The organism is Rhodococcus sp. HNM0563 (genome assembly GCF_012726195.1).
GTDB lineage: Bacteria > Actinomycetota > Actinomycetes > Mycobacteriales > Mycobacteriaceae > Rhodococcus.
The window spans coordinates 110,859-137,227 of record NZ_JAASAF010000013.1 but is presented as its reverse complement, the minus strand read 5'-3'; the positions used below and the strand labels follow the sequence as shown (position 1 = coordinate 137,227).

At 66.0% G+C, this 26,369-nt stretch carries 28 protein-coding genes, 1 tRNA gene and 1 other RNA gene; 15 read left to right on the top strand and 15 right to left on the bottom strand.

Annotated elements, in window-relative coordinates:
- Nucleotides 1-87 precede the first annotated feature (87 nt).
- From HCA61_RS24300 to HCA61_RS24290, 3 genes are all read right to left on the bottom strand, one after another.
- Entirely contained in the window at nt 88-1,011 is a 924-nt protein-coding gene (locus HCA61_RS24300; RefSeq protein WP_169690741.1) for a hypothetical protein, read from the bottom strand.
- A gap of 95 nt (nt 1,012-1,106) precedes the next feature.
- On the bottom strand, nt 1,107-2,018 hold the full coding sequence (gene gluQRS / locus HCA61_RS24295; protein ID WP_169690740.1) for a tRNA glutamyl-Q(34) synthetase GluQRS: 912 nt from the start codon (nt 2,016-2,018) through the stop codon (nt 1,107-1,109).
- 28 nt (nt 2,019-2,046) lie between these two features.
- Nucleotides 2,047-2,625 (bottom strand): TetR/AcrR family transcriptional regulator, encoded by a 579-nt coding sequence (locus HCA61_RS24290; RefSeq protein WP_169690739.1) that lies wholly within the window; start codon nt 2,623-2,625, stop codon nt 2,047-2,049.
- 109 nt (nt 2,626-2,734) lie between these two features.
- Here HCA61_RS24290 and HCA61_RS24285 point away from each other — a divergent pair, with 109 nt between their 5' ends.
- The 3 genes from HCA61_RS24285 to HCA61_RS24275 all read left to right on the top strand — a co-directional run bounded on the left by HCA61_RS24285 (nt 2,735) and on the right by HCA61_RS24275 (nt 4,727).
- Complete coding sequence (locus HCA61_RS24285; protein WP_169690738.1) at nt 2,735-3,235, top strand: nuclear transport factor 2 family protein; 501 nt, start codon at nt 2,735-2,737, stop codon at nt 3,233-3,235.
- A 103-nt stretch (nt 3,236-3,338) separates the two neighbouring features.
- Nucleotides 3,339-3,743 carry an MFS transporter gene (locus tag HCA61_RS24280; RefSeq protein WP_206040524.1) on the top strand — a complete coding sequence of 135 codons (405 nt, stop codon included), beginning with the start codon at nt 3,339-3,341 and terminating at the stop codon, nt 3,741-3,743.
- Between the two features lie 87 nt (nt 3,744-3,830).
- On the top strand, nt 3,831-4,727 hold the full coding sequence (locus HCA61_RS24275; RefSeq protein ID WP_169690737.1) for an alpha/beta hydrolase: 897 nt from the start codon (nt 3,831-3,833) through the stop codon (nt 4,725-4,727).
- Here the strand turns inward: HCA61_RS24275 and HCA61_RS24270 are convergent.
- Nucleotides 4,715-5,365, bottom strand: coding sequence for a YoaK family protein (locus HCA61_RS24270; protein ID WP_169690736.1), 651 nt, complete (start codon nt 5,363-5,365; stop codon nt 4,715-4,717). The two genes, HCA61_RS24275 and HCA61_RS24270, sit on opposite strands and share 13 nt — an antisense overlap.
- Nucleotides 5,366-5,489: 124 nt before the next feature.
- Here HCA61_RS24270 and HCA61_RS24265 point away from each other — a divergent pair, with 124 nt between their 5' ends.
- Nucleotides 5,490-6,590 (top strand): DUF1524 domain-containing protein, encoded by a 1,101-nt coding sequence (locus HCA61_RS24265; protein WP_169690784.1) that lies wholly within the window; start codon nt 5,490-5,492, stop codon nt 6,588-6,590.
- An 8-nt stretch (nt 6,591-6,598) separates the two neighbouring features.
- Here HCA61_RS24265 and HCA61_RS24260 read toward each other — a convergent pair whose 3' ends face one another.
- Both HCA61_RS24260 and HCA61_RS24255 read right to left on the bottom strand, forming a co-directional pair.
- Nucleotides 6,599-6,853: a hypothetical protein gene (locus tag HCA61_RS24260; protein WP_169690735.1), complete on the bottom strand. Its 255-nt coding sequence runs from the start codon at nt 6,851-6,853 to the stop codon at nt 6,599-6,601.
- A 201-nt stretch (nt 6,854-7,054) separates the two neighbouring features.
- A tRNA-Ser gene (locus HCA61_RS24255) sits at nt 7,055-7,142 on the bottom strand.
- 116 nt (nt 7,143-7,258) lie between these two features.
- Here HCA61_RS24255 and ffs point away from each other — a divergent pair.
- The 5 genes from ffs (at nt 7,259) to HCA61_RS24230 (ending at nt 11,732) form a co-directional block, all read left to right on the top strand.
- An RNA gene (ffs, locus tag HCA61_RS24250) (signal recognition particle sRNA small type) lies at nt 7,259-7,353 on the top strand.
- 48 nt (nt 7,354-7,401) lie between these two features.
- Nucleotides 7,402-8,691, top strand: coding sequence for an aminotransferase class I/II-fold pyridoxal phosphate-dependent enzyme (locus HCA61_RS24245; RefSeq protein ID WP_169690734.1), 1,290 nt, complete (start codon nt 7,402-7,404; stop codon nt 8,689-8,691).
- Between the two features lie 354 nt (nt 8,692-9,045).
- On the top strand, nt 9,046-10,389 hold the full coding sequence (locus HCA61_RS24240) for a hypothetical protein (protein ID WP_247274850.1): 1,344 nt from the start codon (nt 9,046-9,048) through the stop codon (nt 10,387-10,389).
- Between the two features lie 21 nt (nt 10,390-10,410).
- Entirely contained in the window at nt 10,411-10,992 is a 582-nt protein-coding gene (locus tag HCA61_RS24235) for an HhH-GPD-type base excision DNA repair protein (protein ID WP_169690732.1), read from the top strand.
- Complete coding sequence (locus tag HCA61_RS24230; RefSeq protein ID WP_169690731.1) at nt 10,989-11,732, top strand: serine protease; 744 nt, start codon at nt 10,989-10,991, stop codon at nt 11,730-11,732. Before HCA61_RS24235 ends, HCA61_RS24230 begins: the two co-directional genes overlap by 4 nt.
- A gap of 10 nt (nt 11,733-11,742) precedes the next feature.
- On the opposite strand, the gene HCA61_RS24225 is transcribed toward HCA61_RS24230, so the two are convergent.
- Nucleotides 11,743-12,147: a hypothetical protein gene (locus HCA61_RS24225; RefSeq protein WP_169690730.1), complete on the bottom strand. Its 405-nt coding sequence runs from the start codon at nt 12,145-12,147 to the stop codon at nt 11,743-11,745.
- Nucleotides 12,148-12,285: 138 nt separating this feature from the next.
- A complete protein-coding gene (locus tag HCA61_RS24220) occupies nt 12,286-12,690 on the bottom strand; it encodes a hypothetical protein (protein ID WP_169690729.1) in 405 nt (134 codons plus the stop codon).
- Nucleotides 12,691-12,853: 163 nt separating this feature from the next.
- Here HCA61_RS24220 and HCA61_RS24215 point away from each other — a divergent pair, with 163 nt between their 5' ends.
- Nucleotides 12,854-15,535, top strand: a complete 2,682-nt coding sequence (locus tag HCA61_RS24215; RefSeq protein ID WP_169690728.1) for a LuxR C-terminal-related transcriptional regulator — start codon at nt 12,854-12,856, stop codon at nt 15,533-15,535.
- A 7-nt stretch (nt 15,536-15,542) separates the two neighbouring features.
- On the opposite strand, the gene HCA61_RS24210 is transcribed toward HCA61_RS24215, so the two are convergent.
- A complete protein-coding gene (locus tag HCA61_RS24210; RefSeq protein ID WP_169690727.1) occupies nt 15,543-16,220 on the bottom strand; it encodes a PadR family transcriptional regulator in 678 nt (225 codons plus the stop codon).
- Between the two features lie 108 nt (nt 16,221-16,328).
- On the opposite strand from HCA61_RS24210, the gene HCA61_RS24205 reads away from it, so the two are divergent.
- A complete protein-coding gene (locus HCA61_RS24205) occupies nt 16,329-18,506 on the top strand; it encodes a DNA polymerase III subunit gamma and tau (protein WP_169690726.1) in 2,178 nt (725 codons plus the stop codon).
- Nucleotides 18,507-18,513: 7 nt separating this feature from the next.
- On the opposite strand, the gene HCA61_RS24200 is transcribed toward HCA61_RS24205, so the two are convergent.
- Nucleotides 18,514-18,978, bottom strand: a complete 465-nt coding sequence (locus HCA61_RS24200) for a helix-turn-helix domain-containing protein (RefSeq protein WP_169690725.1) — start codon at nt 18,976-18,978, stop codon at nt 18,514-18,516.
- A gap of 92 nt (nt 18,979-19,070) precedes the next feature.
- On the opposite strand from HCA61_RS24200, the gene HCA61_RS24195 reads away from it, so the two are divergent.
- Nucleotides 19,071-19,502 carry a PaaI family thioesterase gene (locus tag HCA61_RS24195; RefSeq protein ID WP_169690724.1) on the top strand — a complete coding sequence of 144 codons (432 nt, stop codon included), beginning with the start codon at nt 19,071-19,073 and terminating at the stop codon, nt 19,500-19,502.
- Between the two features lie 18 nt (nt 19,503-19,520).
- Here HCA61_RS24195 and HCA61_RS24190 read toward each other — a convergent pair whose 3' ends face one another.
- Nucleotides 19,521-20,351 (bottom strand): mycofactocin-coupled SDR family oxidoreductase, encoded by an 831-nt coding sequence (locus HCA61_RS24190; RefSeq protein WP_169690723.1) that lies wholly within the window; start codon nt 20,349-20,351, stop codon nt 19,521-19,523.
- 201 nt (nt 20,352-20,552) lie between these two features.
- On the opposite strand from HCA61_RS24190, the gene HCA61_RS24185 reads away from it, so the two are divergent.
- Complete coding sequence (locus HCA61_RS24185; RefSeq protein WP_169690722.1) at nt 20,553-21,524, top strand: 3,4-dioxygenase subunit beta; 972 nt, start codon at nt 20,553-20,555, stop codon at nt 21,522-21,524.
- A 26-nt stretch (nt 21,525-21,550) separates the two neighbouring features.
- On the opposite strand, the gene HCA61_RS24180 is transcribed toward HCA61_RS24185, so the two are convergent.
- The 4 genes from HCA61_RS24180 to HCA61_RS26070 are packed head-to-tail and all read right to left on the bottom strand — an operon-like array spanning nt 21,551 to nt 25,411.
- Nucleotides 21,551-22,840 (bottom strand): hypothetical protein, encoded by a 1,290-nt coding sequence (locus tag HCA61_RS24180; protein WP_169690721.1) that lies wholly within the window; start codon nt 22,838-22,840, stop codon nt 21,551-21,553.
- 50 nt (nt 22,841-22,890) lie between these two features.
- Complete coding sequence (locus HCA61_RS24175; RefSeq protein ID WP_169690720.1) at nt 22,891-24,681, bottom strand: Hsp70 family protein; 1,791 nt, start codon at nt 24,679-24,681, stop codon at nt 22,891-22,893.
- A 19-nt stretch (nt 24,682-24,700) separates the two neighbouring features.
- Entirely contained in the window at nt 24,701-25,009 is a 309-nt protein-coding gene (gene grpE / locus HCA61_RS24170) for a nucleotide exchange factor GrpE (RefSeq protein ID WP_169690719.1), read from the bottom strand.
- A 6-nt stretch (nt 25,010-25,015) separates the two neighbouring features.
- Nucleotides 25,016-25,411, bottom strand: a complete 396-nt coding sequence (locus HCA61_RS26070; RefSeq protein WP_346777639.1) for a hypothetical protein — start codon at nt 25,409-25,411, stop codon at nt 25,016-25,018.
- Nucleotides 25,412-25,451: 40 nt separating this feature from the next.
- Between HCA61_RS26070 and HCA61_RS26065 the strand changes: the two genes are divergently transcribed.
- Entirely contained in the window at nt 25,452-25,745 is a 294-nt protein-coding gene (locus HCA61_RS26065; protein WP_206040523.1) for a hypothetical protein, read from the top strand.
- A 75-nt stretch (nt 25,746-25,820) separates the two neighbouring features.
- Nucleotides 25,821-26,081, top strand: a complete 261-nt coding sequence (locus tag HCA61_RS24160) for a hypothetical protein (RefSeq protein WP_169690634.1) — start codon at nt 25,821-25,823, stop codon at nt 26,079-26,081.
- Nucleotides 26,082-26,369: the final 288 nt, after the last annotated feature.

Sequence of the window (26,369 nt, the reverse complement as noted above, 5' to 3'; positions counted from 1 at the left end):
GCAGTCGCGCCACCGTACAACGTCCCGGTGACGGACAGCTATACGGTGGCGCAACGATACGGTGGCTCGGTCGATCAGGGAGGTCTGTCAAGGAGCGACAGGGCCACCCGTGGTGACCCGGTAGGCGTAGGTCGAGGCGATGATCGAAACCGGAATACTGACGAGCAGACCCAGGCCGCACAACAGTGCGCCGACGATGTTGATGCCGATGAGCGCCAGCGCGAGCAGGAGCAGGGTCCCCGCGTTCGACGTGACCGCCTTGTAGCTCGACTTGATAGCGGTGATCGCGTCCTGGTTGCGGTCGACCACGAACTGCATCGTCCACCAGGTCAGGAAGGCGATGACGAGGCCGGGAAGGATGCACAGGATCAGCCCGATTCCGGTGGCGATACCCACGAGCAGACCTGCGAGGATCACCGCGCCGACCGCGCCCACCTGGAGGAAGGTCCCGAAAGCGGGTTTCTGCCCGTCGGTCTCGCTCAGCGCGCCACGGACGAATGCCGCCTGGATCAGGTAACCGACGACGGCGGTGACGACGCTGCCGATGATCGACCAGACGCCGAAGCCGGATGCACCATCATCGAGCGAGACCGAGAAGTCGAATCCGTTGAAGATCCCGTTGAGGAGCGCCTGGATGATGAAGGCCACCACCATGGCGACGATCCACACGCCGGGGTTCTGGCTGAACTTGCGCCAGCCGTACGAGATCGCATCTCCGACGCTGAGTTGCTGCCCGCCGGGTGCGTAGCCGCCACCGAAATCCCCGCTCGGGGGCGGCGGGAAACTTCCCGGAGGCGGTGGATAGTTACCGCCGGGCGGGGGCGGATAGTTGCCGGGAGGAGGAGGTGGGTACCCACTGCCACTCTGGGGCGGCGGGGGGTAGTTGCCCGGTGGGGGATATCCGCCGGGAGGGGGATTGGTGCCGCCGGGCGGATACCCGGGCCAGGACTGGTTGGGGTCGTCCCCCGGTTGCTGGGGGTCCTTGTTCGGGTCGTAGCCGCCGGTCGTCATCGGATCCTCTCGAGGATGGGATGGTGCACGTGCTGTCCGTTCTCACGTGAGGTTACGTGCGATACAACCTCGGTGCATCACTTCCGACGCTGTGTTCAGACGGGGAGATGCACCCAGGGTTCCCTCGGAATCTGCGTCGGATCCCACCGGTCGAGCAGCACGGGGAGCGACACCGGTTCGCCGGAATCCGCCAGCTTCAGGGACACCGCGATCGTGGCGAGCACGTCGGCAGGCGCCTCCCCGAGCGCGACCCGGTCTGCGAGTGTGACGGCGCCGTCCCTCTTGGCCAGGCGCTTCCCCTCGGCGTTCAACGCGAGGGGGACATGCGCATAGTGCGGTATCGGAAGTCCGAGCAAGGACGCCAGATACCCCTGGCGGGGTGCGGAGCTCAGCAGATCATCGCCGCGCACCACTTGATCGATGCCTTGGTCCGCGTCGTCGACGACCACGGCCAGGTTGTAGGCCGGGGTGCGATCACCGCGGCGCAACACCAAGTCGTCGACTATTCCGGTGAATTCACCGTGTAGTACGTCGTGAACCGTGTAGTACGCAGCCTCTGCTCGCAGCCGGATCGCCGGTGGACGGCCGCTGTCGCGTTTCGCGGCGCGTTCGGCTGCGGTGAGGTCGCGGCAGGTGCCCGGGTATGCGCCCGCGGGTGCGTGCGGGGCCGACGTGGCCTGTTGGATCTCGCGCCGCGTGCAATAGCACTCGTACGTCAGGCCGGCGCGCTCGAGACGCGCGATCGCCTCGTCGTACAGGCGCAGACGACGGGATTGGTGGACGACCTCGCCGTCCCAGTCGAGACCGAGCGCAGCGAGATCGTCGAGCTGGGACTGTTCGGCCCCGGGGCGTACCCGATCGAGGTCCTCGATTCGCATGAGGAATCGACGCTGCGTGGATCGTGCGAACAGCCAGGCGAGGACGGCGGTGCGGAGATTACCGAGATGCAGGTCGCCCGACGGGCTGGGCGCGAACCGTCCCGCGCCGTAGTCGGCCGTATGTGACACCCGTGCACCCTATCGGGCCGGACGTACGTCAGTTCGTGGTGTCGAGCATCAGATGGATCTGGGTGTACAGCGCGTGTGTGAGGTACTCGCGTGGGTACAGGTCCGGGCTCGACGTCGCGTCGAGTGCCAGACCGTTCACTGCCGCGACGAGCAGGGCTGCGCGCGTCTCCGGATCAGGAGTACCCATGCGGATCAGGACGGTTGCGAGTCCCGTCCGGATCGTGAAGAGCACGGAACTGCGGATCGAACTCAACGACGGCGACGTCGCGGCGCGCACCGCGAATGCGGCCATCACGTGAGCCTCGCTGCCGCGTTGGTCGTCGAGTGGCAGCAACTGGCTCAGTGCGGCGAACAGCGTGCGGGTGGGATCGATGTCGGGGTCGACGGTGGCCAGCCGCGTGAGCACCCGGTCGGCGAGGGCGCGGAACGAGTACGCGAGCATCTCGTCTTTCGTCGGAAAGTGGTGCTGGACAGCGCCGATCGACACGCCCGCCTGGCTTGCGACCTCTCGTACGCTCGCCGATTCGAGACCGCTGCGTGCGGCGACCTCGAGCAGTGCCGCAGCGAGCCGGGTGGGGCTGGTGGTTGCGTAGGGGCGGGCGCGCATGGGAGAACCGTAGCGGAGCGCGTGAGGTTCCTGATGTCATGGGGGCGGCCTCCACGCGGTCGTGCTCTGTGGAGTCCGGCAGGCGCGCAACTACGGGGAAGGGACTGCGATGGGGTGGAGTCGGGACGAGCTCGAGAGGGCGTACGCGGACTATCGGGAAACGGTCGTGCGGGCAACACGGACCCGCGACTGGAACTGCTACGCCGACCAGTTCACCGAAGACGCAGAATACGTCGAGCACGCGTACGGGACGATGAACGGCCGCGAAGCGATCCGCAAGTGGGTCACGCGGACGATGTCGGCCTTTCCCGGCAGTCGTATGACGTCGTTTCCGCCGTCCTGGTACGTGATCGACGAGGAACGCGGCTGGGTGATCTGCGAAGTGCAGAACCCGATGGAGGACCCGGGCGACGGCACCGAGCACAACGCCCCGAACATCACGATCCTGCACTACGCCGGCGACGGGTTGTGGTCGTACCAGGAGGATGCCTACAACCCGATGAACTTCCTCGCCGCCACCAAGCGGTGGTGCGCTCATGCCGAGAAGTGCGGAAACCTTCCCGACGATGCGCGGGCGTGGCTCGAGAAGATGGCGAAAGTGGGCGCCTGACCACGGTGTTCCATGATCGGTGGTGTCGCGGTCGGAGGCGTCGTGGCGAACAGGGGGGCGGTTAGTCAACTAGATTGATAAACCTAGTTGTAAATTAGTTCGAGTGACCGCCGTCGTGTGCTTCGCGGCCGGCCTGGTTGTTCTGTCGTTGTGGTCTGCCCCAGGTGGATTCGTCACTGCGGCAATCCTGTGTGCACTCGGCTTCGGTGCATTGATGACGTCGTTGCAGTCTGTGGCGGTGTCCATCGTGCCGCGAGAAAAGGTCGGCACGGCCACCTCCACGTTCTTCTTGATGCTCGACGCCGGCGTGGGTGTCGGTCCGATCGTGCTCGGTGCGCTGTTACCGGCGACCGGTTATTCCGGAATGTATCTCGCCCTGTCCGGAGTGATGGTGGCACTCCTGGGTTTCTACTGGCTGGTGCACGGCCGCAAATCTCGGCCTACCTCCGGCGTGCCTCTCTCCGGAAGGGGGAGCACCTCGCCCGTCGCGACAGGCGCGCCGCGCTGAGAAACGCGATATGGGGCGAGTCCGGTGAATAATTGTTCACCAGGTTGCACGATGAGTGATACGCGATCGATGATAGTGAGGGATTTCATGGATCCAGTAGTTACACAGCCCGAATTTCACGGTGACGGTGTCATCCTTGCCGCCGACCGGTGGGATCCACCGACCCGCAGCGCAGGCGGGGCGGGCGTCGACCGAAAAGGTGTCGTGCTGTTGCTGCACGGCGGCGGCCAGACCCGACATTCCTGGCGGAACACCGGCCGCAGCCTTGCGGCGGACGGCTGGTCCGCCATCGCTGTGGATGCGCGTGGGCATGGGGACAGTCAGTGGGCCCCCGACGGGGACTACGGCATGAATGCGTTGGTCGCCGACCTGACGGCGATCATCGGTGAGTTGGGGGAGAAGCCGGTTCTCGTCGGCGCGTCGATGGGGGGAATGACGTCGTTGATCGGGCAAGGTGAGAATCCCGAGCTCGCACGCGGTCTGGTCCTGGTCGATATCGCTCCGAAGGTCGAAACCGGCGGTACCGCGGAGATCATGTCGTTCATGCGCAGTGGCCTCGACGGATTCGAGAGCCTCGATGATGCTGCCGCGGCGATCGCGGCCTATACGCCGAACCGTGTTCGCAAGCCCAATCCTGAAGGCTTGCGCAAGAATCTACGCTGGTGCGACGGCAGGTGGTACTGGCATTGGGATCCGGCGTTTCTTCGCGGGGGCGACGAACCCACCCGTCAATCCGACTCGATCCTGCGGTACGAACGTGCCCGCGACGCCGCGAAAGCGATCGCCGTTCCCACGATGCTCGTTCGCGGTAAGCAGTCCAATGTGGTCAGCGAGGAAGGTGCAAAAGAACTGCTCGAGCTGATCCCGACCGCCACAATGATCGATGTTGCCGGAGCGGGCCATATGGTCGCCGGCGACGACAATGATGTCTTCAGTGGCGGGTTGAAGGGATTTCTCGACGACCGCGTCGTTCACGCCCGGTAGGGCAGGAACCGCACTCCGACCGTGAGCGCGGCGGACACGGCGGTGGCGATCCACAGTGCGTGCAGACCGAGCACGCGGTGTGCGTGTGCTCCGAGGACCGCTCCGCCGACCAGTCCTGCCCACAGGGCGAGATAGGGGAGCCAACTCCATCGGGGGCCGCCGAAGAACGCGGCGGCGATGCGTTGACCGATCTTGACGAGCGCGCCGGTCATGTAGGTCAAGGCGATACTGACCTCGCCGTTGCGTCGGAAAACGGAGTTCTCGGCGCCCATGGCCAACGTCATTGCGATGACGGCAAGCGGGATCCATCCGGCGAGGACGGCGATCGAGCCGATCAGAAGCAGCCCGGTGACGAGGGCGAGCACCGAGCTCTTCCTCGTACGTCGGTCGTGATCGGTGAGTTCTGCGACGACCCCGCCGAGTATCACCCCGACGACGAACAGCGCGATGACACCTCCGACGAGGCCTGCGTGTTGCCACGCGCTTTCGGCGATCCCCACACTCAGCCGGGTGGAGTTCCCGCTCATGAACGACACGAAGACCCCGCCCAGCGTGATGAAGCCGAGGGCGTCCACGAAGCCGGCAAGTGAGGCCAGGACAACCGCGAGTGCATGGAGTTGCCTGCTGTATCCGACCACGGACAAATAATAGGTGGGCGACAACCTGGGCAGTTAGGTAGTGAATGTAACGAAACGGGCATGGTGCGGCGATACCGCTGGCAGTAGTTTTGTTCGCGCGCACAGGAGTGCTCCGTTGTCCCCAATGCACGTCACAGGCCCTATTCGTTCGCGCGCCCACTGGGCTGCGGTGATCGCCGCCGCGGTGGTGTTCGTCGCAGGCTGCACCGACGTGACCGGCGACGTCGCGCCGGAACTCGACCATGCAGCGAGCACCGGAACCTCGAGCGTCGAGCCGACGGTCACCCCCACCGTGGAGCGGTCGGCAGCGTCGCCGTCGTCGACTGCGGCCTCGCCCGTCGCTGAGCTCCCGGCGGACCTCGAGGACTCGGGAGAAGCGGGGGCCGCGCTAGCGCAACTCTCGACGCTGCCGATCAAGGGCCGCGCACCGAAGACCGGCTACGACCGCGACCTGTTCGGCCAGGCCTGGAGTGACGACGTCTCGGTCGCCGGCGGGCACAACGGCTGCGACACCCGCAACGACATCCTCGCCCGGGACCTCGTCGATATCGCCTACAAGCCCGGTACCCGTGACTGCGTCGTCCTGTCCGGAACCCTGAACGACACGTACACCGGCACTTCCATTGCGTTCACTCGAGGTCAGGACACGTCCACGGCGGTGCAGATCGACCACGTCGTCGCGCTGTCGGACGCGTGGCAGAAGGGCGCCCAACAGCTCGATGCGCAGACCCGCGCCGACTTCGCGAACGATCCGAGAAATCTCCAGGCCGTCGACGGACCCATCAATCAGCAGAAGAGCGACGGTGACGCCGCGACGTGGCTGCCGCCCAACAATGCCTACCGCTGCACGTATGTGGCACGTCAGGTGCAGGTGAAAGCCGCCTACAACCTGTGGGTGACGCAGGCCGAACACGACGCGATGGTGCGGGTTCTCACCTCATGCGGCGGGTCGGCACCTGTCGCGCAACCGTCGAAGGCCGTGGTGGTTCCGACCACGACGATCCCTGCGCCGCAGCCGGTACCCGCTGCAACCACCGCCGCACCCCAGCGGATCCAACCCCAGCCCACCCCGGAACCGGTTCCGGTCGTCGAGGCCGACCCGGGTTCGGTGTACTACCAGAACTGTGCCGCCGCCCGCGCGGCCGGAGCTGCGCCTTTGTACGTGGGTGAGCCCGGGTACCGGCCGAAGATGGACGGCGACAACGACGGCGTGGCCTGCGAGTAGGTGTCCGGTCAGGCGAATCGGTCGGTGAGGTTGCGTCGCATCCGGTGAAGTTCTTTCAGTTCGATGCGGAGTTTCTCGCTGTCGGAATCGAACCTGCGCGCGCGATCGACAGCGCCGGCGCGGTGCTCCGCGAGGGCGCGCTTCTCGATGGCCTCGATCGCGGCCGAGACTTCGTCGATCTCCCGGTCCAGCATCTCGCGCCACTGGGCGGCCTGCTGTGAGTCGGCCTGGTCGCGGATCGTGTCGTTGTGGTCGTTGAGCACGGTCTTCGACGAACTCCTTCGATGCGGGCGGCGTCGCCGCCCATTCCCACGTGCACCCCGAGTCGCTCCCGGGCTGTTCCAGTGTCCAATGCGTGCTGCGCTGGGACAAACGATGACACGGATTCGGCACGTGCTCTTGTGAAGTGACCCAGTGCGAGAAAAGCCCGTGACCGGCATTTCTGCTGGTCACGGGCTTCCCGTTGGCGGAGGATAGGGGATTTGAACCCCTGAGGGCGTTAACCCAACCCGCGTTCCAGGCGAGCGCCATAGGCCACTAGGCGAATCCTCCGTGGGGAAGCATACCGAATCAACGCGCAGAGTTCCCAAACGGGCAGGTCGAAACACGAATCGGGAGGCCTTGCAGGGGGTGGTGCGCACCGGTGTGGGGAGTCCTCTAGACTTGCCGATGGATCCCGCGCGGCGCGCATCCTGTGAACTCCCCCAGGGCCGGAAGGCAGCAAGGGTCAACGGGCTCTGCCGGGTGCGCGGGGTCCCCTTATTTTTCCGCCGATGCCCGTGTCACCGTGCACGGTGAAAGGTCTCTCCGCATGCCTACGCAGACCCAGATCGGGTTGATGAGCCATGAGGAACTCGTTGCCGAGCACGAGCGCCAATCCGCGAATTACGAGCGGTTGAAGACCGAGAAGCTGACGCTGGACCTGACCCGCGGCAAGCCGTCCCCCGAGCAGCTGGACCTCTCTGCGGAGTTGCTGTCGCTGCCGGGCGCGGACGACTACCGGGATGCCACCGGCACCGACTGCCGCAACTACGGCGGGCTGAAGGGCCTGCCCGAGCTGCGTGCGATCTTCGCCGAATTGCTCTCCATCCCCGTCGACAACCTGCTCGCTGGGAACAACGCGAGCCTCGAGATCATGCACGACCTCATCACGTGGTCGCTGCTGCACGGCACCGTCGATTCGCCGCGTCCGTGGTCGCAGGAACCGGTCGTGAAGTTCCTGTGCCCGGCACCCGGCTACGACCGTCACTTCGCGATCACCGAGCGCTATGGCATCGAGATGATTCCGGTCCGGCTGAACGACGACGGCCCCGATGTCCGGGCGATCGCCGAGCTTGTTGCGAACGATCCGCAGATCAAGGGCATGTGGACGGTTCCGACGTACTCGAACCCGACCGGTGCGGTCTACAGCGAGGACGTCGCTCGCGCGCTCGTGTCGATGCCCACCGCGGCTCCCGACTTCCGGATCTTCTGGGACAACGCGTACGCGGTGCATCCCGTTCTCGAAGAGGTCGCCCCGGCGATCGACATCCTGCGGCTCGCCGCCGAAGCCGGGAACCCGAATCGCGTCTTCGCTCTTGCCTCGACGTCCAAGATCACTTTTGCGGGATCGGGGGTGAGCTTCTTCGGTAGCTCCACCGCGAACCTCGACTGGTATCAGAAGCTGCTCGGGATCAAGACGATCGGCCCCGACAAGATCAATCAGCTCCGCCATCTGCGTTTCTTCGGCGATGCGGACGGCGTGCGCGCGCACATGGCGAAGCACCGCGACATTCTCGCGCCGAAGTTCGCGCTGGTCCGCAAAATCCTCGAGGACCGGCTGGGTGCGTCGAAGGTCGCGTCGTGGACGGAGCCGAAAGGCGGCTACTTCATCAGCCTCGACGTCGTGGACGGCACCGCCAAGCGGGTGATCGCGCTTGCAAAGGACGCAGGCATCGCCCTGACCGGTGCGGGATCCGCGTTCCCGTACAAGAACGACCCCGACGACAAGAACATTCGCCTCGCTCCGAGCTTCCCGTCGCTCGACGAACTCGCCAAGGCGATGGACGGCGTCGCGACCTGTGTGCTGCTCGCCGCGACGGAGAAGACGCTCGGTCACTGAAATCTCGAAGCGCTGAAATCCCGAAGCGCTGAAATCCCGAAGCGCTGAAATCCCGAAGCGCTGATATCCCGAAGCGCATCGGCGCCGGGCGTCACACGCGTTCTCCCAAGCTGTGGACAAACCTGTGGAAAACAGGTGGACCGACGGTGGACAACTCTCAGCGCATCGCTCTGACCTCCCGAAATCCGCAGATTCGCTTTCCTGTGAATAGCTGTCATACTCCGATGTCAGGGTCGCCGCATTCCCGCGGCGGGTTCGGAAGTGGTGAGTGTGATGGAAGACCGCGCTCTCGTACGATCCGGAGCCGGCGCAGCTGCCGTCGGTTCCGTCACGGGCTGTCACGGTGTTTTGAAGGTGTTTCTCCTGGCTCTCGACGTCGAGGCCGCGGCGGTGTCGCCACCGCCGGTCGCGGCGGTGGGTGAACTCGAACCGTTCCTTCCGTCTCGAATCGGTTCACTGCCGGGCACCGATCACGGCGTGCGGCCGGCCAGCCTGCTCGCGTACCGCAAGGTCACCGATCGTGAGCGAGCACCTCTGTCGTTCGGAGCCTCGACCGGATCGCTGCGCACCGGCGAGGCGCATCCGTTCGTCGGGTCGCCCGCGACCTGCCTGTCGTTGTGGGAGATCCCGGGCCACGGATTGGTACTGGCCCTGGAAATGCTGACCGACGACACCTCCCCGCTGATCGACTGGCGCACGGATGCTCTGCAGGACCGCGACGGTGCAGGCTTCCGCCCTGCCCTGGACGAGTTCCTGGCACCGTTCTCGCTGAACAGCAATGCGTGTCTCAACGATCTGTTCCCCGGCTTGAACTGCCGGATGCCCGAACCCACGACGTACCGCGCTCTGAGTGAGTTGGCGGTGCACCGCCATCGTGGTGTCGGTGACCGGGAAGTCATCGAGGCCTTGGTGGTGGAAGTCGTATCGAGCGGCGGCGACCGCGTGCGCGAACTCGTCGACGGCCGGCGCAGCGACTCCCAGGCCCGTGCCGCAGCGCAGATGTGGGGGGTGCTGTGGGATTGGGACCGGGTCTCGCTCGTGGACCACCCCGTGCAGCCGGGGGCGGCGATTGCGGTGCGAGAGGATTCGGGCGCGATACTGCTGGATCTCGAGGCAACCCCGGCGGGCAGCGACTACGTGGGCAACGACACCAGCGAGATGATCTACGGTTTGCTGCCGTGGGTAGCCGTGCGCGCCCACGCCTCGACCGATTTCTGGCGGGTCCTGGGACACCTGCGCAACCACGACGATCTCACCGGCGACCGGCTGGTGGAGGCGTTGGACGATATCGCGGCCATGCAGGCCCGGAAGATGGAACGAGCGTTGCTCCGCAAATCTTCGCTCCAGAACAACCGGTTCCATTCGTGGACGCAGCCGACGCAATTGCGGTCCGTGCTCGTCGACAGGGTCGCAGACGAGATCGCAGACCTCGACGCCGAACTCGCGAGCGCGGTCGAGGTGATCGAGCACGCGGTGCTACGCAGTGCCGAACTACGCGGAGCGCACCACTCCAGACTTGCCCGCGGATGGTCGGCCGCAGGCGGCGCGATCGCCGTCGTCGCATTGTTCGCAGCCCTCGCTGCCGTGCCGGGCACGTCGGAACCCACGCTCTTTCCACACTGGGTGTATGCGCTGATTGCGTCGATCGCGCTCACGGCGACGGTGATCGCCGGGGTCGTCCTGTGGCGGCGACAGTGACCAGGGGTGCATGATCGACCCATGGCAACGACGTTGAACCTGGTCGGGGATCCGGACGCAGACGCATTGCTTTCCGAGAATCCGCTGGCGCTTCTCATCGGAATGCTGCTCGACCAGCAGGTACCGATGGAAACGGCGTTCGCGGGTCCGAAGAAGATCGCCGATCGGCTCGGCGGAGTCGACGTGCACCGGATCGCGGAAATGGACCCCGACGAGTTCATCGCGGTGTGTGCCGAGCCGCCGGCCGTGCACCGTTTCCCGAAATCGATGGGCCAGCGAATCCAGGCGATGTGCGGTGCGATCGTGCAGGAGTACGACGGCGACGCCTCCGCGATCTGGACTTTGGGCGACCCCGACGGCAAGGAAGTGCTGAAGCGACTCAAAGCGCTTCCCGGGTATGGCGATCAGAAGGCCCGGATCTTCCTGGCACTGCTCGGTAAGCAGCGGGGTGTGCAGCCTGCGGGATGGCGTGAAGCGGCAGGGGCGTACGGCGACGAGGGGTCCCGTCGCTCGATCGCCGATGTCGTCGATTCGCAGTCGTTGCACGAAGTGCGCGAGTTCAAGAAGGCATCCAAGGCTGCGGCCAAGGCCGGAAAGAAGTGAATCGTGGCCTGACTGCGTCCGCGGCGGCTCTCTCCTTCGCATTGACGATTCCGGGGGTTGCCGCGGCAGGTGGGGGAGACGACCGGGTCGTGCTTCGTCCGGGTGACGGCATCACGTTCTCGGCAGAGCCGGTACCCGGCTGGTGCTCCGTCGCTGCGGTGGGACGCGACGACGCGGACCGCCTCGTCGCCATCACCGCGGGCCACTGCAGACAGGACGGCTCATCCCAGGTGTGGAAGGTCGGCGAGCAGCATCGCGGACCGCTCGGCGCCGAGACGGATGTCGCCAGCATCGGCTCGGTGGACCCCATCGGTTTCCCCACCGACGAAGCACCCGACTACGCCGTCCTCCTGCTCGACGAGACGAAGGTACGCGGCTCGAATACCTCGCTGCCGAACGACCGTGGAGAACGAGTCGTTCTCGAATCCATCGGGTCGCTGCAACCCGGTGGCAGCGCTGTCGGAGTGCACTGCGCCGCGGGTCGTACCAACGGGGTGGCCTGTACCTCCGGTGACGTGCTCGTCGACTCGAACCTGATGTCGTCCGCGCTGTTGATGAAGCCGGGGGATTCGGGAGGCCCGTTGGCCCGGGCCGACACCGGCGAGTGGATCGGGCTCTCCGTCGGGTACCGGCCGACCGGCCGAGGGCTCGCGGCCTACCAGCGCGCGGATCGGATCGTCGAGGAGATCGACGCGCAGGGAGGAGTCGGCGCGGGCTTCACCCTCGTCGACACACCCTGAGAGTGTCGGCTCAGCTCGAACCGGTTTCCAGTAGATCGATCAGCTGATCGATCAGTGAAGGTGGCACGTTCACCTGCTCCTGCTTGACGTTGTGCCATTCGGCGCTGCCGTCCTCCTTGCAGTTCAACGCGGCCGTGTACGTACCCGGTGCCACCCACACCGTGATCGTCGTGTCGCTCGACCAGCCCGAATCGGGCGCGTTGTCGGGGTGCCCGTCGTTGACGAAGAGCGCACAGTTGGTGATGCCGCGGCTCGCATCGATGTGAGCAGTGATCGAATCCGAGTTGCTGGTGAAGTACACCGAGCCAGGCAGTGCTCCGCCCATTGCGTGTGCGATGCCGGACCCGGCAAGCACGAGAGGAACGGTCGCGGCCGTCGCGACCGAGTATCCGAGGATCGTCCGGAACGTTGTCATGATCTTCTCTGGTCTCTTTCCTTGGGTAGTACGGAACACGGTGGGTTCCGAGCGAACGGACCTCTGGTCGGGGGGCTGAGGTCCGTTCGCTCGGAGTACGGGGCGATGCCGTCGCTGATCGGCGATCGCGGGGCACCCTCAGGCGAAGCCTCGCTCGATGAGGTCGATCGCGCTCTCGTGCAGCAAGGGAGGCGTGTTCACCGCCTCTTGCCGCACGATCCATCCGTCGGGGCCGGTCATGTCCCACTTGCACAACACCGTCGCTGTGTACCTGTTCTGCGGTAGCCAGAGAGTGATCGACTCATTGCTTGTCCAGTCGGTCTCGTGGATGTCCGACGACGCCGGGCCCTGCGCCACCAATTTGCAGTCGGTGATGCCTTGGTCCTGGCCGATGTGCGCGGTGATCGAGTTGAAGTCGGAGGTGAGGTACACGTCTCTGGGGTCGTTCCCGCCCATCGCAGTCGCGACGCCGGTGCCGGCCAGGACGAGGGGGACGACAGCAGCGGCCACCGTCGCGTATCCGAGAATCCTTCGGTAGGTCATGATCGTGTCCCTGTCGGTCGGTTCCGGCGTCGATGTCGCGCCGAAGTACAGAGTGGGATGGACTCATCGTCGCCCCGGAACGCGTTCGAAACATCCGTCGAACGACGTAGTCGGTTCTCGCGTATCGGCCTGCAACGGACATAACCGACCTAATCTTGATCTCATGGAGGAAGATCGGACACCTCGTGCGAATCTGGTCCGATCCCTCGCCGACGATGTGCGCCGATACGTTCGGTGCACCGAACACGGTGCGCTTGCGCTGGTCGGTTCGATCGGTCTCGGAAAGACCACGGTCCTTCGTGAAATCGCCTGCGCACTCGACGATGTCCGTGTCGTGGCGACAACCGCAGACGAATTGGATTCATGCTCACCTTCGTCCGTGGTCGGCCGCCTCTTCCTTGCGGGTGCCGGTGCGACACCCGACATGAAAATCCTCGGATACAACATCGACAATCTCGATGCGATCTACGCAGACGGACCTGTCGCGCTCGTCGTCGACGACGCGCATCTCGCCGACGGAGAGTCCTTGGCTCTGCTGCACAGGATCAGTGCGGTCTCGGCTCGACTGCCGCTCACGGTGATCCTCGCCTACCGCCGGGTGCCGGAACGGATGGCGCTGACGATGTTCGCCGCGCAGCCTCACGCACGGACGATCGAGCTCGCTCCGCTGGACTCCGAAGAGGTAGCCGCTGTCGTTCGCCTGCATCTCGGTGGTGATCCCGCTCCCGACCTGATCCGGTATCTCGGCCAGGCCGGCGGAAATCCGCTCCACGTCGGGCAGTTGGTGGACCTGCTCGCGAGTCGCGAGCACACCACCGTCGACACCGAATCCGGTCTCATCACCCTCCGCGGAACCGAAGTGGAACTGTCCGACCAGCTCGGACAGAGTATTCGATCCCACCTCTCATGCCTGTCGCCGCGGGTGCGTGACCTCGTGCAGGTGTTGGCTGTTGCGGACGGTCCGATGGGCGTCGAGGAACTCGCGGACATCGGTGGGGAGGCACCGGCCCGGTGCGCAGGTGCGGTCGCTGCCGCTGTCGACGCGGGGGTGTTGCGTTGGTCGGACGACGGCGATCTCGACTTCGTCGCACCCGCCTATCGGCAGATCGTGTACGACACCGTTGCGCCCGGCATCCGCAGACTGCTGCATCACGCCGTCGCGGAATCATTGGCCCGAGGTGGTGGGTCTGCCGCACGGTTGTCGGCTCATCGCGAACGGGCCGACGCGCCCGGCACATTCGTGCCGAGTCGCCAGCCCAGTTCGGTACAGACGTTCGGGGCCTTCGATTCGGATGAATTGGCGGCCACTGTTCGCGGCAACCCGACCCTTGCGCGTGCCGCCGTGCTCGCGGAGTCCGGCCGATTCCGTGCGGCTGCGGAACTCGCCGACGGTGTGCTCGAGACCGCACATGACGAACGCACATTTGCCCTGATGGTGTCGTTGACGTCCCACACTGTGCTCGGCGACGTACCTCGTGCCCGAGCCTCGATCGACGAGCTGCTCCGATCGTCGTTGCCGCCGGAGACACGCGGGTGGTTCGAGCAGTACCGCGAGTGGCTGGCTTTGATCGGGGGCGCCGAGCCACTCCTGGGCGACGCGCCGGCTCCACCGGCCGCCGGCCAGGAATTGGCAGACTTCGGCCTCGACACGATCGGGCCAGGCGTCCACGCAGTGCTTTCCGGGGACGCCACACTCGGGCTCGAATGGTTCGAACGCGGGGAACAGGCGGCGAGCGGACACGGGGTGCTCGATCGCGAGACGTCGGTGGCCGGAGCGTGGGCGATGTGGGCATCGCTCTACGTACACGGACCGATCGCGGCGTTGGCGCGACGGACGGCTGTGCCGCGCCGCGCACACACGATGGCCGAGATGTGGCTGCTGCCGCTACACCATTCGGTCACGGCGTCGACACTGTTCACGCTGGGGCGGTGGGACGAGGCGATTGCCGCGTGCGACGATGCCCTCGTCGTTGCCGCACAGACGGATTCCGGTTGGACATCGTGTGCTGTGGGGACCGCTGCGCTGGTCGACGTGCACCGCGGTGATCTCGAATCCGCCGAGCGACGATTGCGGATGTGGGAGGCGGGGAACACGCCACGGATGTTCGGGCTTCCCGATATCGAATACGGCCGTGCGGAATTGTGGAGTGCGCTCGGCGAACACGAGCGAGCCGAAGAGAGCGCCGCACAGGCGTGGCGTCTTGCGGTGGACGGCGGCCGGCTGGTGTGGGCGCTCCGATTCGCGCCGCACATCGCCCGGATCGCCGTGCAGACCCGCGACAGGGGCCTGTTCGCGCAGGTCTACGAAGTTGTCCAGGAGATACGGGCGGACCGCTCGCCGGCGATTGCACCGACGACCGAGTTCGTCGAGGCTTTGAGCAAAGGTGACCATGTGGGCCTGGCCGAGGTGGCCGACACATTCGCTGCGGGTGGCGACGCCGTTGCGGAGCTCGCGGCGCTCGAAGAGGCGGCATGTGCTGCGGCGGCCTCGGCGAAGCGCGATCAGGCGCATGTCCACGCTCGTCGCGCGCACGATCTTGCGGTACACCTCGGGGCGCGCACCGTCGCGGATCGGATCGCGAGCAGAGTGCGGGAGTGCGGTGTGCCGCTCGGCGCAGTCGGGTCGCGCAGAACCGCGCAGACCGGCTGGGAGTCGTTGACGGTGGCGGAGCGGCGGGTCGCGATCCTGGTCGGGGAGGGATTGACCGGCCCGCAGATCGCGGTGCGGCTCCGGATATCACCGAGGACGGTGCAGACGCACGTGTCGCATGCTCTGGCGAAGCTCGGCCTTCGTTCGAGAGTGGGGCTCGCGCGCGAGGCGCTCGCCCACCCTCGTGAACGGTGATCGGCGGTCAGCTCGGATCGGTGGTATCGGTCGTCTGGGCACTGTCTTCGGCGAGCAGCAGGTAGAGCGACTTCCGTGCTTCGACGAGTGCTTTGTGGGCTGCCGCGATCTGGGTGTCGGTGCCGCTGACGGCGACGACGCGTGCGGCCGTCTGCAGGTCCCGGAGGGCGCCACGCAGGTCGGGGCCGTTCTCGTCGGCGGAGTGGCCGGCGAACGGATCGGTCTGCTCGTTGGCGGGATCGGCGAGCCAGGCGCGACCCTCGTCGGTCAGCGACACGAGTTTGCGGCCGGCATCCTTTTCGACGCGGACCAGCCCCTCGTCCTCGAGTTGCGAGATGGTCGGGTAGATCGCTCCCGGACTCGGCTTCCAGACACCTCCCGTGCGGTCGGCGATCGCCTGCATCAGCTGGTAGCCGTGCATGGGCTCGTCGGCCAGTAGCTGCAGTACTGCCGCGCGGACGTCACCTCGTTGAGCGCGTCCTCGGCGCCCGCCGCGGTGCATGGGGCCGCCACCGCGGTGGCCTCTGCCGTGTGGGCCTTCGCCGAAGGGGCTTCCGCGTCGGGGGTCGCCGCCGGGGAACGGACCTCCGCGGCGGGGATCCTCGCCCAGGAACGGGCCTTCGGAAAAGAACTGATTCATCGCGTGTGCGCGGCGGGCGCCGCGCATGTGTCGTTCGTTGCGCATTGTGCGAACTCCTTCTTTGTTGATGCAGTCACGATATTTCACGATATATCGTTTGTCAACGAAGGCGCCGTTCGATCTGTTGTCGGCGCGCGCCGGTACTCTCGGCGCGTGGCCCTGTACCGGAAGTATCGACCCGCGACCTTCGCCGAGGTGGTGGGGCAGGAGCATGTCACCGCGCCCCTCAGCACGGCTCTCGACACCGGCCGTATCAACCACGCATACCTGTTCTCGGGTCCGCGCGGCTGCGGCAAGACCTCGTCGGCGCGCATTCTCGCCCGGTCGCTGAACTGTGAACAGGGCCCGACCTCGACACCGTGCGGACAGTGCCGGTCGTGCGTGTCGCTCGGGCCCGGCGGGGGAGGCAACCTCGATGTCACCGAACTCGACGCGGCCAGCCACGGCGGCGTCGATGACACCCGCGAGCTTCGCGACCGAGCGTTCTACGCCCCGGCCGAGTCGCGATACCGGATCTTCATCATCGACGAGGCTCACATGGTCACCACGCAGGGATTCAATGCCCTGCTCAAGATCGTGGAGGAGCCACCGGAACATTTGATCTTCGTGTTCGCGACAACCGAACCGGAGAAGGTGCTCCCCACCATCCGGTCACGAACGCACCACTACCCGTTCCGGTTGCTCGCCCCCACCACGATGCGGGGCCTCCTCGAGAAGATCTGCGTCCAGGAGAATGTGCCGGTCGAAGACACGGTATACCCGTTGGTCATCCGGGCCGGAGGTGGTTCGCCCCGAGACTCGCTGTCCGTCATGGACCAACTCCTCGCGGGAGCAGGCCCCGAGGGCGTCACCTACCCGCGCGCTCTGTCGCTGCTCGGCGTCACCGATGTCGCGCTGATCGACGAAGCCGTCGACGCATTGGCAGCCGGCGACGGTGCAGCACTGTTCGGCACCGTCGAGAAGGTCATGGACGCCGGGCACGATCCGCGGCGCTTCGCGATCGACCTCCTCGAACGTCTCCGCGACCTCATCCTCATGCGTAACGTCCCGGACGCCGCGGAACGCGGACTCGTCGATGCGCCCGGCGATGTGCTCGAGCGCATGCGTGATGAAGTGTCGAAGCTCGGTCCGGCCACGCTCACGCGCTACGCCGAGATCGTCCATGCCGGGCTCGGCGAGATGCGCGGCGCGACGGCACCTCGCCTGTTGCTCGAGGTGATGTGCGCGCGTATGTTGCTTCCCTCGGCATCCGACGCAGAGTCCGCAGTACTGCAACGGCTGGAGCGGCTCGAGCACGGGTTCGTCCCGGGCCCCGCCGTGAACAGTGCGGCGGTGGCCTCGGCGAGTTCCGTTGCAGCTCCGCCTCCGCCGGTGTCGGAGCCTGCCGCAGCCCCGATCGAGCCCGACGAACCGGCAGCGCGCTTCCAGCGTCCCTCCCAGCGTCGTGCTGCCGATCCGGCGACGAGCGAGGCCCCGGCCCCGCCGCCCCCGGCTCCCGCCCCGGAACCCGAACCGCCGCCGGCGCCGGAGCCTGTTCGGGCTCCCGAGCCGCGCGCCGAGGTGCCTCCACCGCAGCCTGTGGTGCCCACCCCGGAACCCGAGCCAGCACCGGAACCTGTTGCGCCGGAGCCTGAGCCGAAAGCCGAACCGGCTCCTGAACCAGTTCCGGAGCCTGCTGCGGTATCGGGTCCCGACGCCGCCGGGATCCGTGGGGTGTGGTCCGAGGTTCGTGCCAAGGTGCGTGCCCGCAGCAAGACCGTGGAGGTCATGCTGTCCGGTGCCACGGTTCGCGATGTCGACGGCACCAGGGTTGTCTTGGTTCATGATTCGGCGCCGCTGGTCAAGCGACTCGCCGAGCCGCGCAACGCGACCGTGATCGCCGATGCGCTGCGCGAATTGTTCGGTGTCGATTTCGAGGTCACCTGTGTCCACGGGTCGGCCGCGCCTGCACCTGCGAAAACTGCTGCGGCGCCGAAGCAGTCGCGCCCCACGGGGCAGCCGCGGTTCTCGCGGCCCAGCCAGGCCAAGCGGCCGCCGACGCCGGACGCAGCACCTCCGCCCGTCGGTGGGGTGAGTGCAGCGCCGTCGCAGCGTTCCGAGTACGACGATATTCCCCCGCCGGACGCGCCCGATCTACCCGACGATCCCGGCCCGGATGCGAATTACGACGCTCCGCCACCGGATCCGTCGGAGATCTCCAAGGAGGACGTCGACGAGATGTTCGCCGAGGCCGCGACCCCGGGCGACCCGTCGACCCGCCGCGACCCCGAGGACGTGGCGATGGAGTTGCTCAAGGATGTGCTGGGAGCGCGGCCGATCGACGAGAAGTAGCGGGCGATCAGTCCGCTCGATGTGCGCCCGGGCCGGGGCGCACATCCGCGTCGCGCGGCCCGATGCGATGGCCGGCCTCGCATTGCACCACGGCCGCGACGGGTTGACCGCAGTCGTGGTGGTGCACCGTGAGGGCCGGTCCTTCGGGGTCGGCGCAGTGGCGGTCGCCCCATTGCAGTAGGGCGATCAGAATCGGATACAGTTCGCGGCCCTTGTCGGTGAGCCGGTATTCGTGACGGGCCCGGCGACCCGCTTCCTGGTAGGGCACCGTGTCGAGTACGCCGGCGTCGACAAGGGTGCGCAGTCGCGCAGCGAGGATCGGTTCGGAAATCCCGGTGTGCCGTCGCATCTGCTCGAATCTGCGCACACCGTTGAATACCTCGCGCAGGACGATCATCGTCCATTTCTCGCCGATGATGCTCATCGTTCGCTGGACCGAGCAGTTGTCGGTGTCGTAGTCGAGCCACTGCATGATGCGAGCCTAGCTGACTGTGGTCTTGACAGGCAGGCTCGCCTTCTGGCTAACTGTGATTTCAGAAGTCAGCTGCGGAGTGAGGAGTTACCATGTCGGAGACCGAGGGGACTGCGGCGGTGCCGGACGCGTCCCTTGCAGCCGCGAGTCGATTCGTCGCCGCGAGTGGATTCGTCGTCGAGGAAGCGACACCGACGCGAGTGTCCGGATACGTCGAACTCGGCGAGGACCACCTCACCCCGTGGGGCGTCGTGCACGGCGGTGTCTACGCCACGATCGTGGAGAGCGCGGGCAGCATCGGAGCCAGTACTGCAGTCCTCGACCGCGGTCAGTTCGCCGTCGGCGTGCACAACGCCACCGATTTCCTGCGGTCCAGCAGCGGATGCCGTGCGGCCGTGGTCGCTGAGCCGATACAGCAGGGCCGCACACAGCAGCTGTGGCAGGTGGTCATCAGTGATACCGCGAGCGAGAAGGTACTCGCTCGCGGTCAACTGCGACTACAGAACGTTCCGCTTCCGGAGTGAGGCCGCTGTTCGGTCGTGTCAGCGGATGAGGTTGCCGAGATCGATCGGCACCTGTGCACCGGTGATGTACTTGGCTTCGTCCGAGCACACCCACGCGACCACCGAGGCGACGTCGTCGGCCTGAAGAATCTGGTAGGGAAGCGAATTCATGTAGATGGGTCCGAGCGTCGAGGCGTACTTCGCGATCAGCGGGTGCAGATCCGAGACGGTCATACCCGTCTCGACGCCGGCCGGATGGACGGTGTTGACCCGGATCCGATGCTCGCCCAGCTCGTTCGCCATGGTTTTCGCGAGACCCACGATGCCGTGCTTCGTCGCGGCGTAATGGCCGGTGAACGGGGTGCCTTTGATACCGGACACCGAGCTGGTGAACACGATCGAGCCGCCGTCGCCCGTCGCGAGCAGGTGCGGTACGGCGGCCTTCGCAGTGTGGAACACACCGGTCAGATTCACGTCGACGGTCTCTTTCCACTGTTCGAGGCTGATCTCCCACGACAGCCCGCCCGAGCAGATGCCTGCGTTGGCGATCACGACGTCCAGTCGCCCGAAGGTCTCGACTCCCGCTGCGAGCGCCTGCGACAACGAATCGAAGTCGCGTACATCGGCCACGGTCGCGACAATGCGTCGCCCGGTCGCCTCTACCAGGCGCACGGTCTCGTCGAGATCGTCGCGCGTTGCCCCGGCGTACGCGGTCGAGGAGAACTCACTGCACGCGTCTACGGCGATGATGTCGGCACCTTCCTGCGCGAACCTGACGGCTTCGGCGCGACCCTGACCGCGCGCTGCCCCGGTGATGAACACGACCTTGCTCTCGAATCGGTGGGATGCAGAATGGCCGGTCGAGGTCATGCGGGCTCCTTCGAGTCTGAGTACCTGTCCGGCGATTCTGTGGGCAGTCGTCGCGCTCGGGCCCGGGCATTCCCGCTGAGCGAGAGACCACGCGATTCACAGCGAACTCCCAGCGATACCGCAGCCGAGTCACTGCGCGCCGCTCCAGACTGAGGCGGTGATTGCAACAGCCCCCGGCCAGGTGCACCGGAAGGAGACTCGGTGAGGAAACAGCTCTCGAAAACCCACCAGGACACATATGAAGGACGCGGCCTGCCCAGGCCGCACGACGAGATCGTCGACCAGGGCCTGGCCTTCGACGTCGGCACTTTGTTGAGCCGACGCAAGATGCTCACGCTCTTCGGATTGGGTGCCGCGACGGTCGGCCTGGCTGCATGCGGAGGCGCAAACATCGGCACTACCGCATCCGCGACGTCGACGACGGCCGCTGCCTCGGGCCTTGCGGAAATCCCCGACGAGACAGCCGGGCCATACCCGGGCGACGGATCCAACGGTCCGGACGTGCTCGAACAGAGCGGGATCGTGCGGAACGACATCCGGTCGAGCTTCGGGGAAGCCTCCGCGACCGCCGAGGGAATCCCGATGACGCTCGAACTGTCCATCGCCGACCTGGCAGCGGGAGGAGTTCCCTTGGCCGGGGCAGCGGTGTACGTGTGGCACTGCAACCGCGAAGGCGGCTACTCCCTGTACTCGGAGGGGATCACCGAAGAGAACTACCTGCGAGGTGTGCAGATCGCGGACCGCGATGGGCGAGTGCGGTTCACCAGTGTCTTTCCCGCGGCCTATCCCGGCCGGTGGCCGCACATCCACCTCGAGGTGTATCCGGACGAGGAATCCATCACCGACTCCACCAAGGCCGTTGCCACTTCTCAGGTCGCGCTACCGCAGGATGTGAGCGAGACGGTGTACGCCACGCCTGGTTACGAGGCTTCGGTCGCCAATCTGGCGGCGATGACCCTCGAGGCCGACAACGTCTTCGGCGACGACGGCGGCGTGAGCCAACTCGGCGCGGTCACCGGCGATGTCACCAGCGGATACCACGTCGTTCTCGCTGTCGGTGTCGACACGACCACGGAACCCACGGGTGGCAACATGCCCGCTGGAATGCCTCCCGGTGGCATGCCACCGGGAGGAACCCCGCCGAGCGGTATGCCCGGCCCTCCCGCGAAATGACGAGAGATGCCGGGCGGCGTGTCCGCTCAGTTCTCGCCGAGCCCCAGCTCCTCTGCGCGGACGAACTTCGTGTACTGGGTGGCCACTCGTTGCGGCATCGTCCGCAGGGTGTCATCGTCGGGGTCGGTGTTCCCGACCGCGCGATGTCCGATGAGCTGAGCGACGTACGGACCGTAGATCATCATGCAGTCCATCAACCTGCCCTCAGCGATATCGCCGGCACGGCAGAGGGTGTCGGGAACACCCTGTGGCGCAGGTTCGTCGACCAGGTCAGGGTAGGTTTCGCGGCTCTGCTCGCGGAACGCGTCGCGCAGTTCGCGGGCGGCTTCGGGCCCGCTGGTGCGGTAGACGGTCGAATTGGCCAACGCGACACGGTCGGTGCCGGTGGCTTCGAAGATGTCGGCCGTCTCCGCGGGATGCGAATCGAAGTGCAGCCATCCGAGCGGCCCGTAGACTGCTGTGTCGGAGTTCCTGGCGTACTCGTTCTCGGTGTACCCGACCGCGCGCGCGAGGACCTTGTCGAGGTCGACCGGAAGCGACTCGATTTCGTCGGTCGGTGAGAACGGAAACTGCTCGATCCGCGGAAGCTGCTCTTCGAGGGCACGAGCCGTGGTGTCCGAGGCCCACTCGACATCATTGTTTTCCGCGGAAGTGTAGGTGTAGACCACGTGTGGTCCCCGCGCGGTGAAAGTCGACATGCTTGCGGTGTCGAGGCTCTCCCAGTAGTAGGTCGTTGCGAAGGTGTCGGGCAGTTGCGGGATCGATACCGGTGTCTGCGGTCCCGCAGCGAATCCGTCATCCTCCGGGGCGAGTGCGTTGGCGTGCAGGGCGGCAGCAGCCTGCGAGGCGCTGTCTGCGTCGGGGAACCGCCACACCGCGACACCGAGCTGACGGGAGCCATCGGGTTTACCGCTGAAACTGCCGAATCCCGTGATGACCCCGTACGATTCGGCCACCTCGGGGGCACCGCCGCCGCTGAGGACCTTGCCGATTCCGCCGACACCGACACCTGTCGACATGCCACCACCGTTGGTGAGCGTGGGGTCGATCGTGTAGGGGTGAATCACGAACTCGGCCATGCGCTGACCTTCGACTGCGGGACCGAAATCCCCGGCCGCCTGGCCTTCGGCGATGAAGTCGCGGGGTTCGATTCTGTATTCCCCCGTGTCGAGTGCTGCGATATCGAACGTTCCGGTGGTGCTGCCGTTTTCGTTTGCCTCCCCTTCGGCGAGTGCGGTGCCCTCGGAAGTGGTGCTGCAGCCGGCGAGTGCCAGAGTGACAGCGGTGGCGGCGATAAGGCTGCGTGAGGTACGCATGGTAGTCGATACTCCTTGTCCTGCAATCAGTGCAGGTGGCGTGAGGTGGGTCAGGCAGGTGCGAAACCGATTTCGGTGAGCAGAGTCATTCCCTGGTCGGCCGAGTCGGTGGAGAATTGGATGAGGAGTCCCGTCGATCGGTCTATGGCCGTGAAGTAGGTGCCGTCCCGGCCTTGATCGATGATGCGGTTGTTGTCCGGCGAGACGATCTTGGTATTTCCGTCGTTGCTGTCGCGCAGGCGTATGAAATTCGAGCGCGCGTATTGGTCGTCACGCCACGCGGTGACCGACTCGTAGTCGTTCTTCTCCATGCCGATCGCTCGACCGAGCGAGGAATCAGGATTGACCAGGCAGCGGATCTGCAAGGCCCCCTGGGTGCTGAATCCCGAGTTGTTGCATTCGGAGCTCGCGTCGATGAGCTTTCGCGGAAGTAGCGCGGTCACATCGTCGTAGGTCTCGCTGGTGTAGCTCGAGTCGGAAGTGGCCGGGGGCTTCCCGCCGTTGTCCGGTGGGGCTTCGGCGGTTGTCGCGGTGACTTCTGAGGCCAGCGCGTCGTCCTGCGTGCCGTAGTAGAAGCCTGCCGCTGCGATCGCGACGGCCACCACAGCTCCTCCGGCGAGTGCCAGTGTCTTCCGGTTGGTTCGTGTCGGCGCCGATGAACCGGCATTCGGTTTGACGAACGAGGCAGGCGGCGGGGGAGCGGACGCGGTGTTCCCGGCCGGCCTCCGTTCGAGCACCTCGGTGTCGACCATCGCGGGAGGGTCGGTGGCGCGACCACCTGCGACGAACCCGGCGGCGCCCTTCGCGACGACGGTTTTCGGGTCGTCCAGTGTGGCGATCGGTCCGAGCTCGGCCAATCTGCGGTGCACGTAGGGAATCCGGGACGAGCCACCGGTCAGGTACAGCGCCTGCAGGCCGCCGCTTCCGATGCCCGAGTCGTGCAACACTCCGCGGGCCAGCTGTACGGCGCGGGTGATCTGCGGTTCGATCAGTTGCTCGAATTCGTCCCGCGTGAGAGTCAGGGTCTTGTCCGACCCGTTGCCCCTGACCCGGATCGTCGCCGACGGAGCTTCCGAGAGGAGCTCTTTCGCCTTGCGGATCTGATCGTCGAGAGTGCGTCGGGTCTCGAGACCCTCCGGTGTGCGCAGCCACGCTGCGAGCTGCGGATCGTCCTCGGCCAGATGCTGGTCTACCCATCGGGCTATCGCACCGTCGAGACTCTTGCCTCCGAGGGCGTTGTCGCCTCCGGCACGCAGAACCTCGAAGGTCCACTCGTTCGTTGCGGTGAGGACGGCCACATCGAGGGTTCCGCCACCGAAGTCGAACACGGCGATCGTCGAGCCCTTCACGATCTTCGCGTCGTGCTGGCGTGAGTAGTAGAAGGCCGCCGCGCGCGGTTCGGAGATCAGCGAGACACTTCCACCGAGCCCCGCGATCGATGCTGCCTCGCGCAGCACCGACAATTCTCGTGACGACCACGCCTCCGGATGGGTGAGCACGACCTCGGCCGGCGGTTCGTTGTTGTGGCGTCGAAGTGCTTGCCCGTACACGGTGCGCAGTACTGCCGCGATGATCGATGAGACGGCAACTTCCCGGTCCCGAACGACGATGCCACCGGCAACGACCAGTGACTTCGGTGCGACCACGAATCCGGCGGGGTCGAGCGAGGCCTGGTTGAACGCCACGTCTCCGGTGGACATCGCATACGGGCCGACGAAAACCGAGGACGGCAGGGCATTGCCCGTGTGCGTCAGTGGGAGCGTCTCGACTCGGTCAGGTCCGATTCGGTGTGCCGCGGCGGTGTTGGACGTGCCGAAGTCGACCGCTAGGACCCAGCTCATCGGTAGTTCTCCCTCATTGTCATCGGTGCACTCGTACCTTCACTTCGACGTAGCGGATCATATGACCACGATGCCGCCAGCCTGCTCGGACGGTCTGCTCGATCGTGTTCACGTCCGCCTCGCGCGGTGCGGGCACCCTCGCGACGACACGGTGGAGGGTGGGGTCGAACGGCGTGCCCACCGGCGCGGTCACGCGTTCGACTCCCATCCCGGCGAGTCGGTCGATGATGCCGGTGCGCTCTTCGCCCTCTGCTGCCACGTCGGCCGCGGTGATCAGGTCGTCGATCCGATCGGTGATCGGAGTCGTACCTGCATCATCGGTTGTCATGACAGCTCAGGCGAGGTCGGTGTTGTACTCGGAGTTGCTGCCGGTACCGAACTCGCTGACGTCGACGTAGTCGTCGGCAGCGCCGTCACCGTCGTAGTCCACTGCGCCGGTGTGCAGGTCGATCACGGCGTCGACCTCGCCGTCGCCATCGGCATCGATCGCGGCGACATCGAGGCTGCCGTCGGCATCGGAGTCGATCGCGGATATGTCGATCAGCCCGTCACCGTTGGTGTCCATCGAGATCTGGTCGAGCACGCCGTCGCCGTCGCTGTCGCTGATGTTGGCGTCGATGCGGCCGTCACCTTCGAGGTCGACGGTGGTCAGATCCACCATGCCGTCGCCGTCGGTGTCGTAGTCGACGTACTGGGCTCCGTCCGAACCCGAGTACTCGTCGACGACCACCGGCCCGGAGCCGGACGCGCCGGCCGGTGCGGAACCGGGGTTGCCCGACGCCGCCGCACCTGTCTCGCTCGAGCTGGAAGACGCGGCGCGGTCGCTCGAGTTGGAAGCCGACGAGTTCGAACCGGTGACACCGGTGTCGAACGCGGAGGAGCGGTCGGCGGAATCAGTAGCCGAGGAGGAGGCGCCTGCGTTGGCGGAATCGGACGACGAGGCCCTGTTGCTCGAATCGGACGCAGAAGAGGACGCACCGACCGAGGCCGACGAGCCGCTGTCGCTCGCTGATCCGTACGACGAGTCGGAGCTGCTCGAGCCCGACGAGTCGTACCGCTCGTAACGCTCGTACGATTCGTAGCTCACGGAGCCCTGGTCGCTGGCCGACGACGATCCGAAGGACGAGTCGCTGTCGTACGTGGAACCGGAACCGTACGACGAATCGGCGCGGTCGCTCGCGGCGGACGCGGAGTCTGTGGAGGACGCGGTCGAGCCGAACGACGAGTCCGAGCGGGTGCTGTCGGTCGACTCTGCGGCCTGCCCGGATGCTGCGGCGCCGAAGTTGCTGTCGGAGCGGGTGCTGTCGGTGGACTCGGTGGCGGAGTCGGCCGAAGTGTTGGAGAAGAATCCGCTGGTCATGGTGTGCTCACTTTCCATCGGTACGTTCGGGCGCCGGTGACGGGGCGTTCGTGTGTGTCGGTGATATGAGGCGCCGGCGGGGCGAAAAGTTCCCGCAGAGTTCGAAATTTCCGCAGATTCGCCTGTTACCGCAGGTCAGTGCAGAGTGAGTCGCAGAAGAATGTTGTGTGTGGCGCCGTTGCCGGGTTCGGTTCGGTCACGGAGCCCGATCGGTTCGGTCCTTATCGAGTCCGGGCTGCGCTCCTACGGTGGAGGCGGAAGGTTGGGCGCGGACGTCCTCATGTGATGTCGCGTCACCACACCGTCAGCACGGGAAGGAACCTGCGCA

Excerpts from the sequence above, each read along its gene's own strand:
- HCA61_RS24300 (WP_169690741.1), bottom strand. The coding sequence starts at position 1,011 with ATGACGACCGGCGGCTACGACCCGAACAAGGACCCCCAGCAACCGGGG.
- HCA61_RS24290 (WP_169690739.1), bottom strand. The coding sequence starts at position 2,625 with ATGCGCGCCCGCCCCTACGCAACCACCAGCCCCACCCGGCTCGCTGCG.
- HCA61_RS24285 (WP_169690738.1), top strand. The coding sequence starts at position 2,735 with ATGGGGTGGAGTCGGGACGAGCTCGAGAGGGCGTACGCGGACTATCGG.
- HCA61_RS24275 (WP_169690737.1), top strand. The coding sequence starts at position 3,831 with ATGGATCCAGTAGTTACACAGCCCGAATTTCACGGTGACGGTGTCATC.
- HCA61_RS24265 (WP_169690784.1), top strand. The coding sequence starts at position 5,490 with ATGCACGTCACAGGCCCTATTCGTTCGCGCGCCCACTGGGCTGCGGTG.
- HCA61_RS24245 (WP_169690734.1), top strand. The coding sequence starts at position 7,402 with ATGCCTACGCAGACCCAGATCGGGTTGATGAGCCATGAGGAACTCGTT.
- HCA61_RS24235 (WP_169690732.1), top strand. The coding sequence starts at position 10,411 with ATGGCAACGACGTTGAACCTGGTCGGGGATCCGGACGCAGACGCATTG.
- HCA61_RS24225 (WP_169690730.1), bottom strand. The coding sequence starts at position 12,147 with ATGACAACGTTCCGGACGATCCTCGGATACTCGGTCGCGACGGCCGCG.
- HCA61_RS24220 (WP_169690729.1), bottom strand. The coding sequence starts at position 12,690 with ATGACCTACCGAAGGATTCTCGGATACGCGACGGTGGCCGCTGCTGTC.
- HCA61_RS24215 (WP_169690728.1), top strand. The coding sequence starts at position 12,854 with ATGGAGGAAGATCGGACACCTCGTGCGAATCTGGTCCGATCCCTCGCC.
- HCA61_RS24210 (WP_169690727.1), bottom strand. The coding sequence starts at position 16,220 with ATGCGCAACGAACGACACATGCGCGGCGCCCGCCGCGCACACGCGATG.
- HCA61_RS24200 (WP_169690725.1), bottom strand. The coding sequence starts at position 18,978 with ATGCAGTGGCTCGACTACGACACCGACAACTGCTCGGTCCAGCGAACG.
- HCA61_RS24195 (WP_169690724.1), top strand. The coding sequence starts at position 19,071 with ATGTCGGAGACCGAGGGGACTGCGGCGGTGCCGGACGCGTCCCTTGCA.
- HCA61_RS24190 (WP_169690723.1), bottom strand. The coding sequence starts at position 20,351 with ATGACCTCGACCGGCCATTCTGCATCCCACCGATTCGAGAGCAAGGTC.
- HCA61_RS24180 (WP_169690721.1), bottom strand. The coding sequence starts at position 22,840 with ATGCGTACCTCACGCAGCCTTATCGCCGCCACCGCTGTCACTCTGGCA.
- HCA61_RS24175 (WP_169690720.1), bottom strand. The coding sequence starts at position 24,681 with ATGAGCTGGGTCCTAGCGGTCGACTTCGGCACGTCCAACACCGCCGCG.
- grpE (WP_169690719.1), bottom strand. The coding sequence starts at position 25,009 with ATGACAACCGATGATGCAGGTACGACTCCGATCACCGATCGGATCGAC.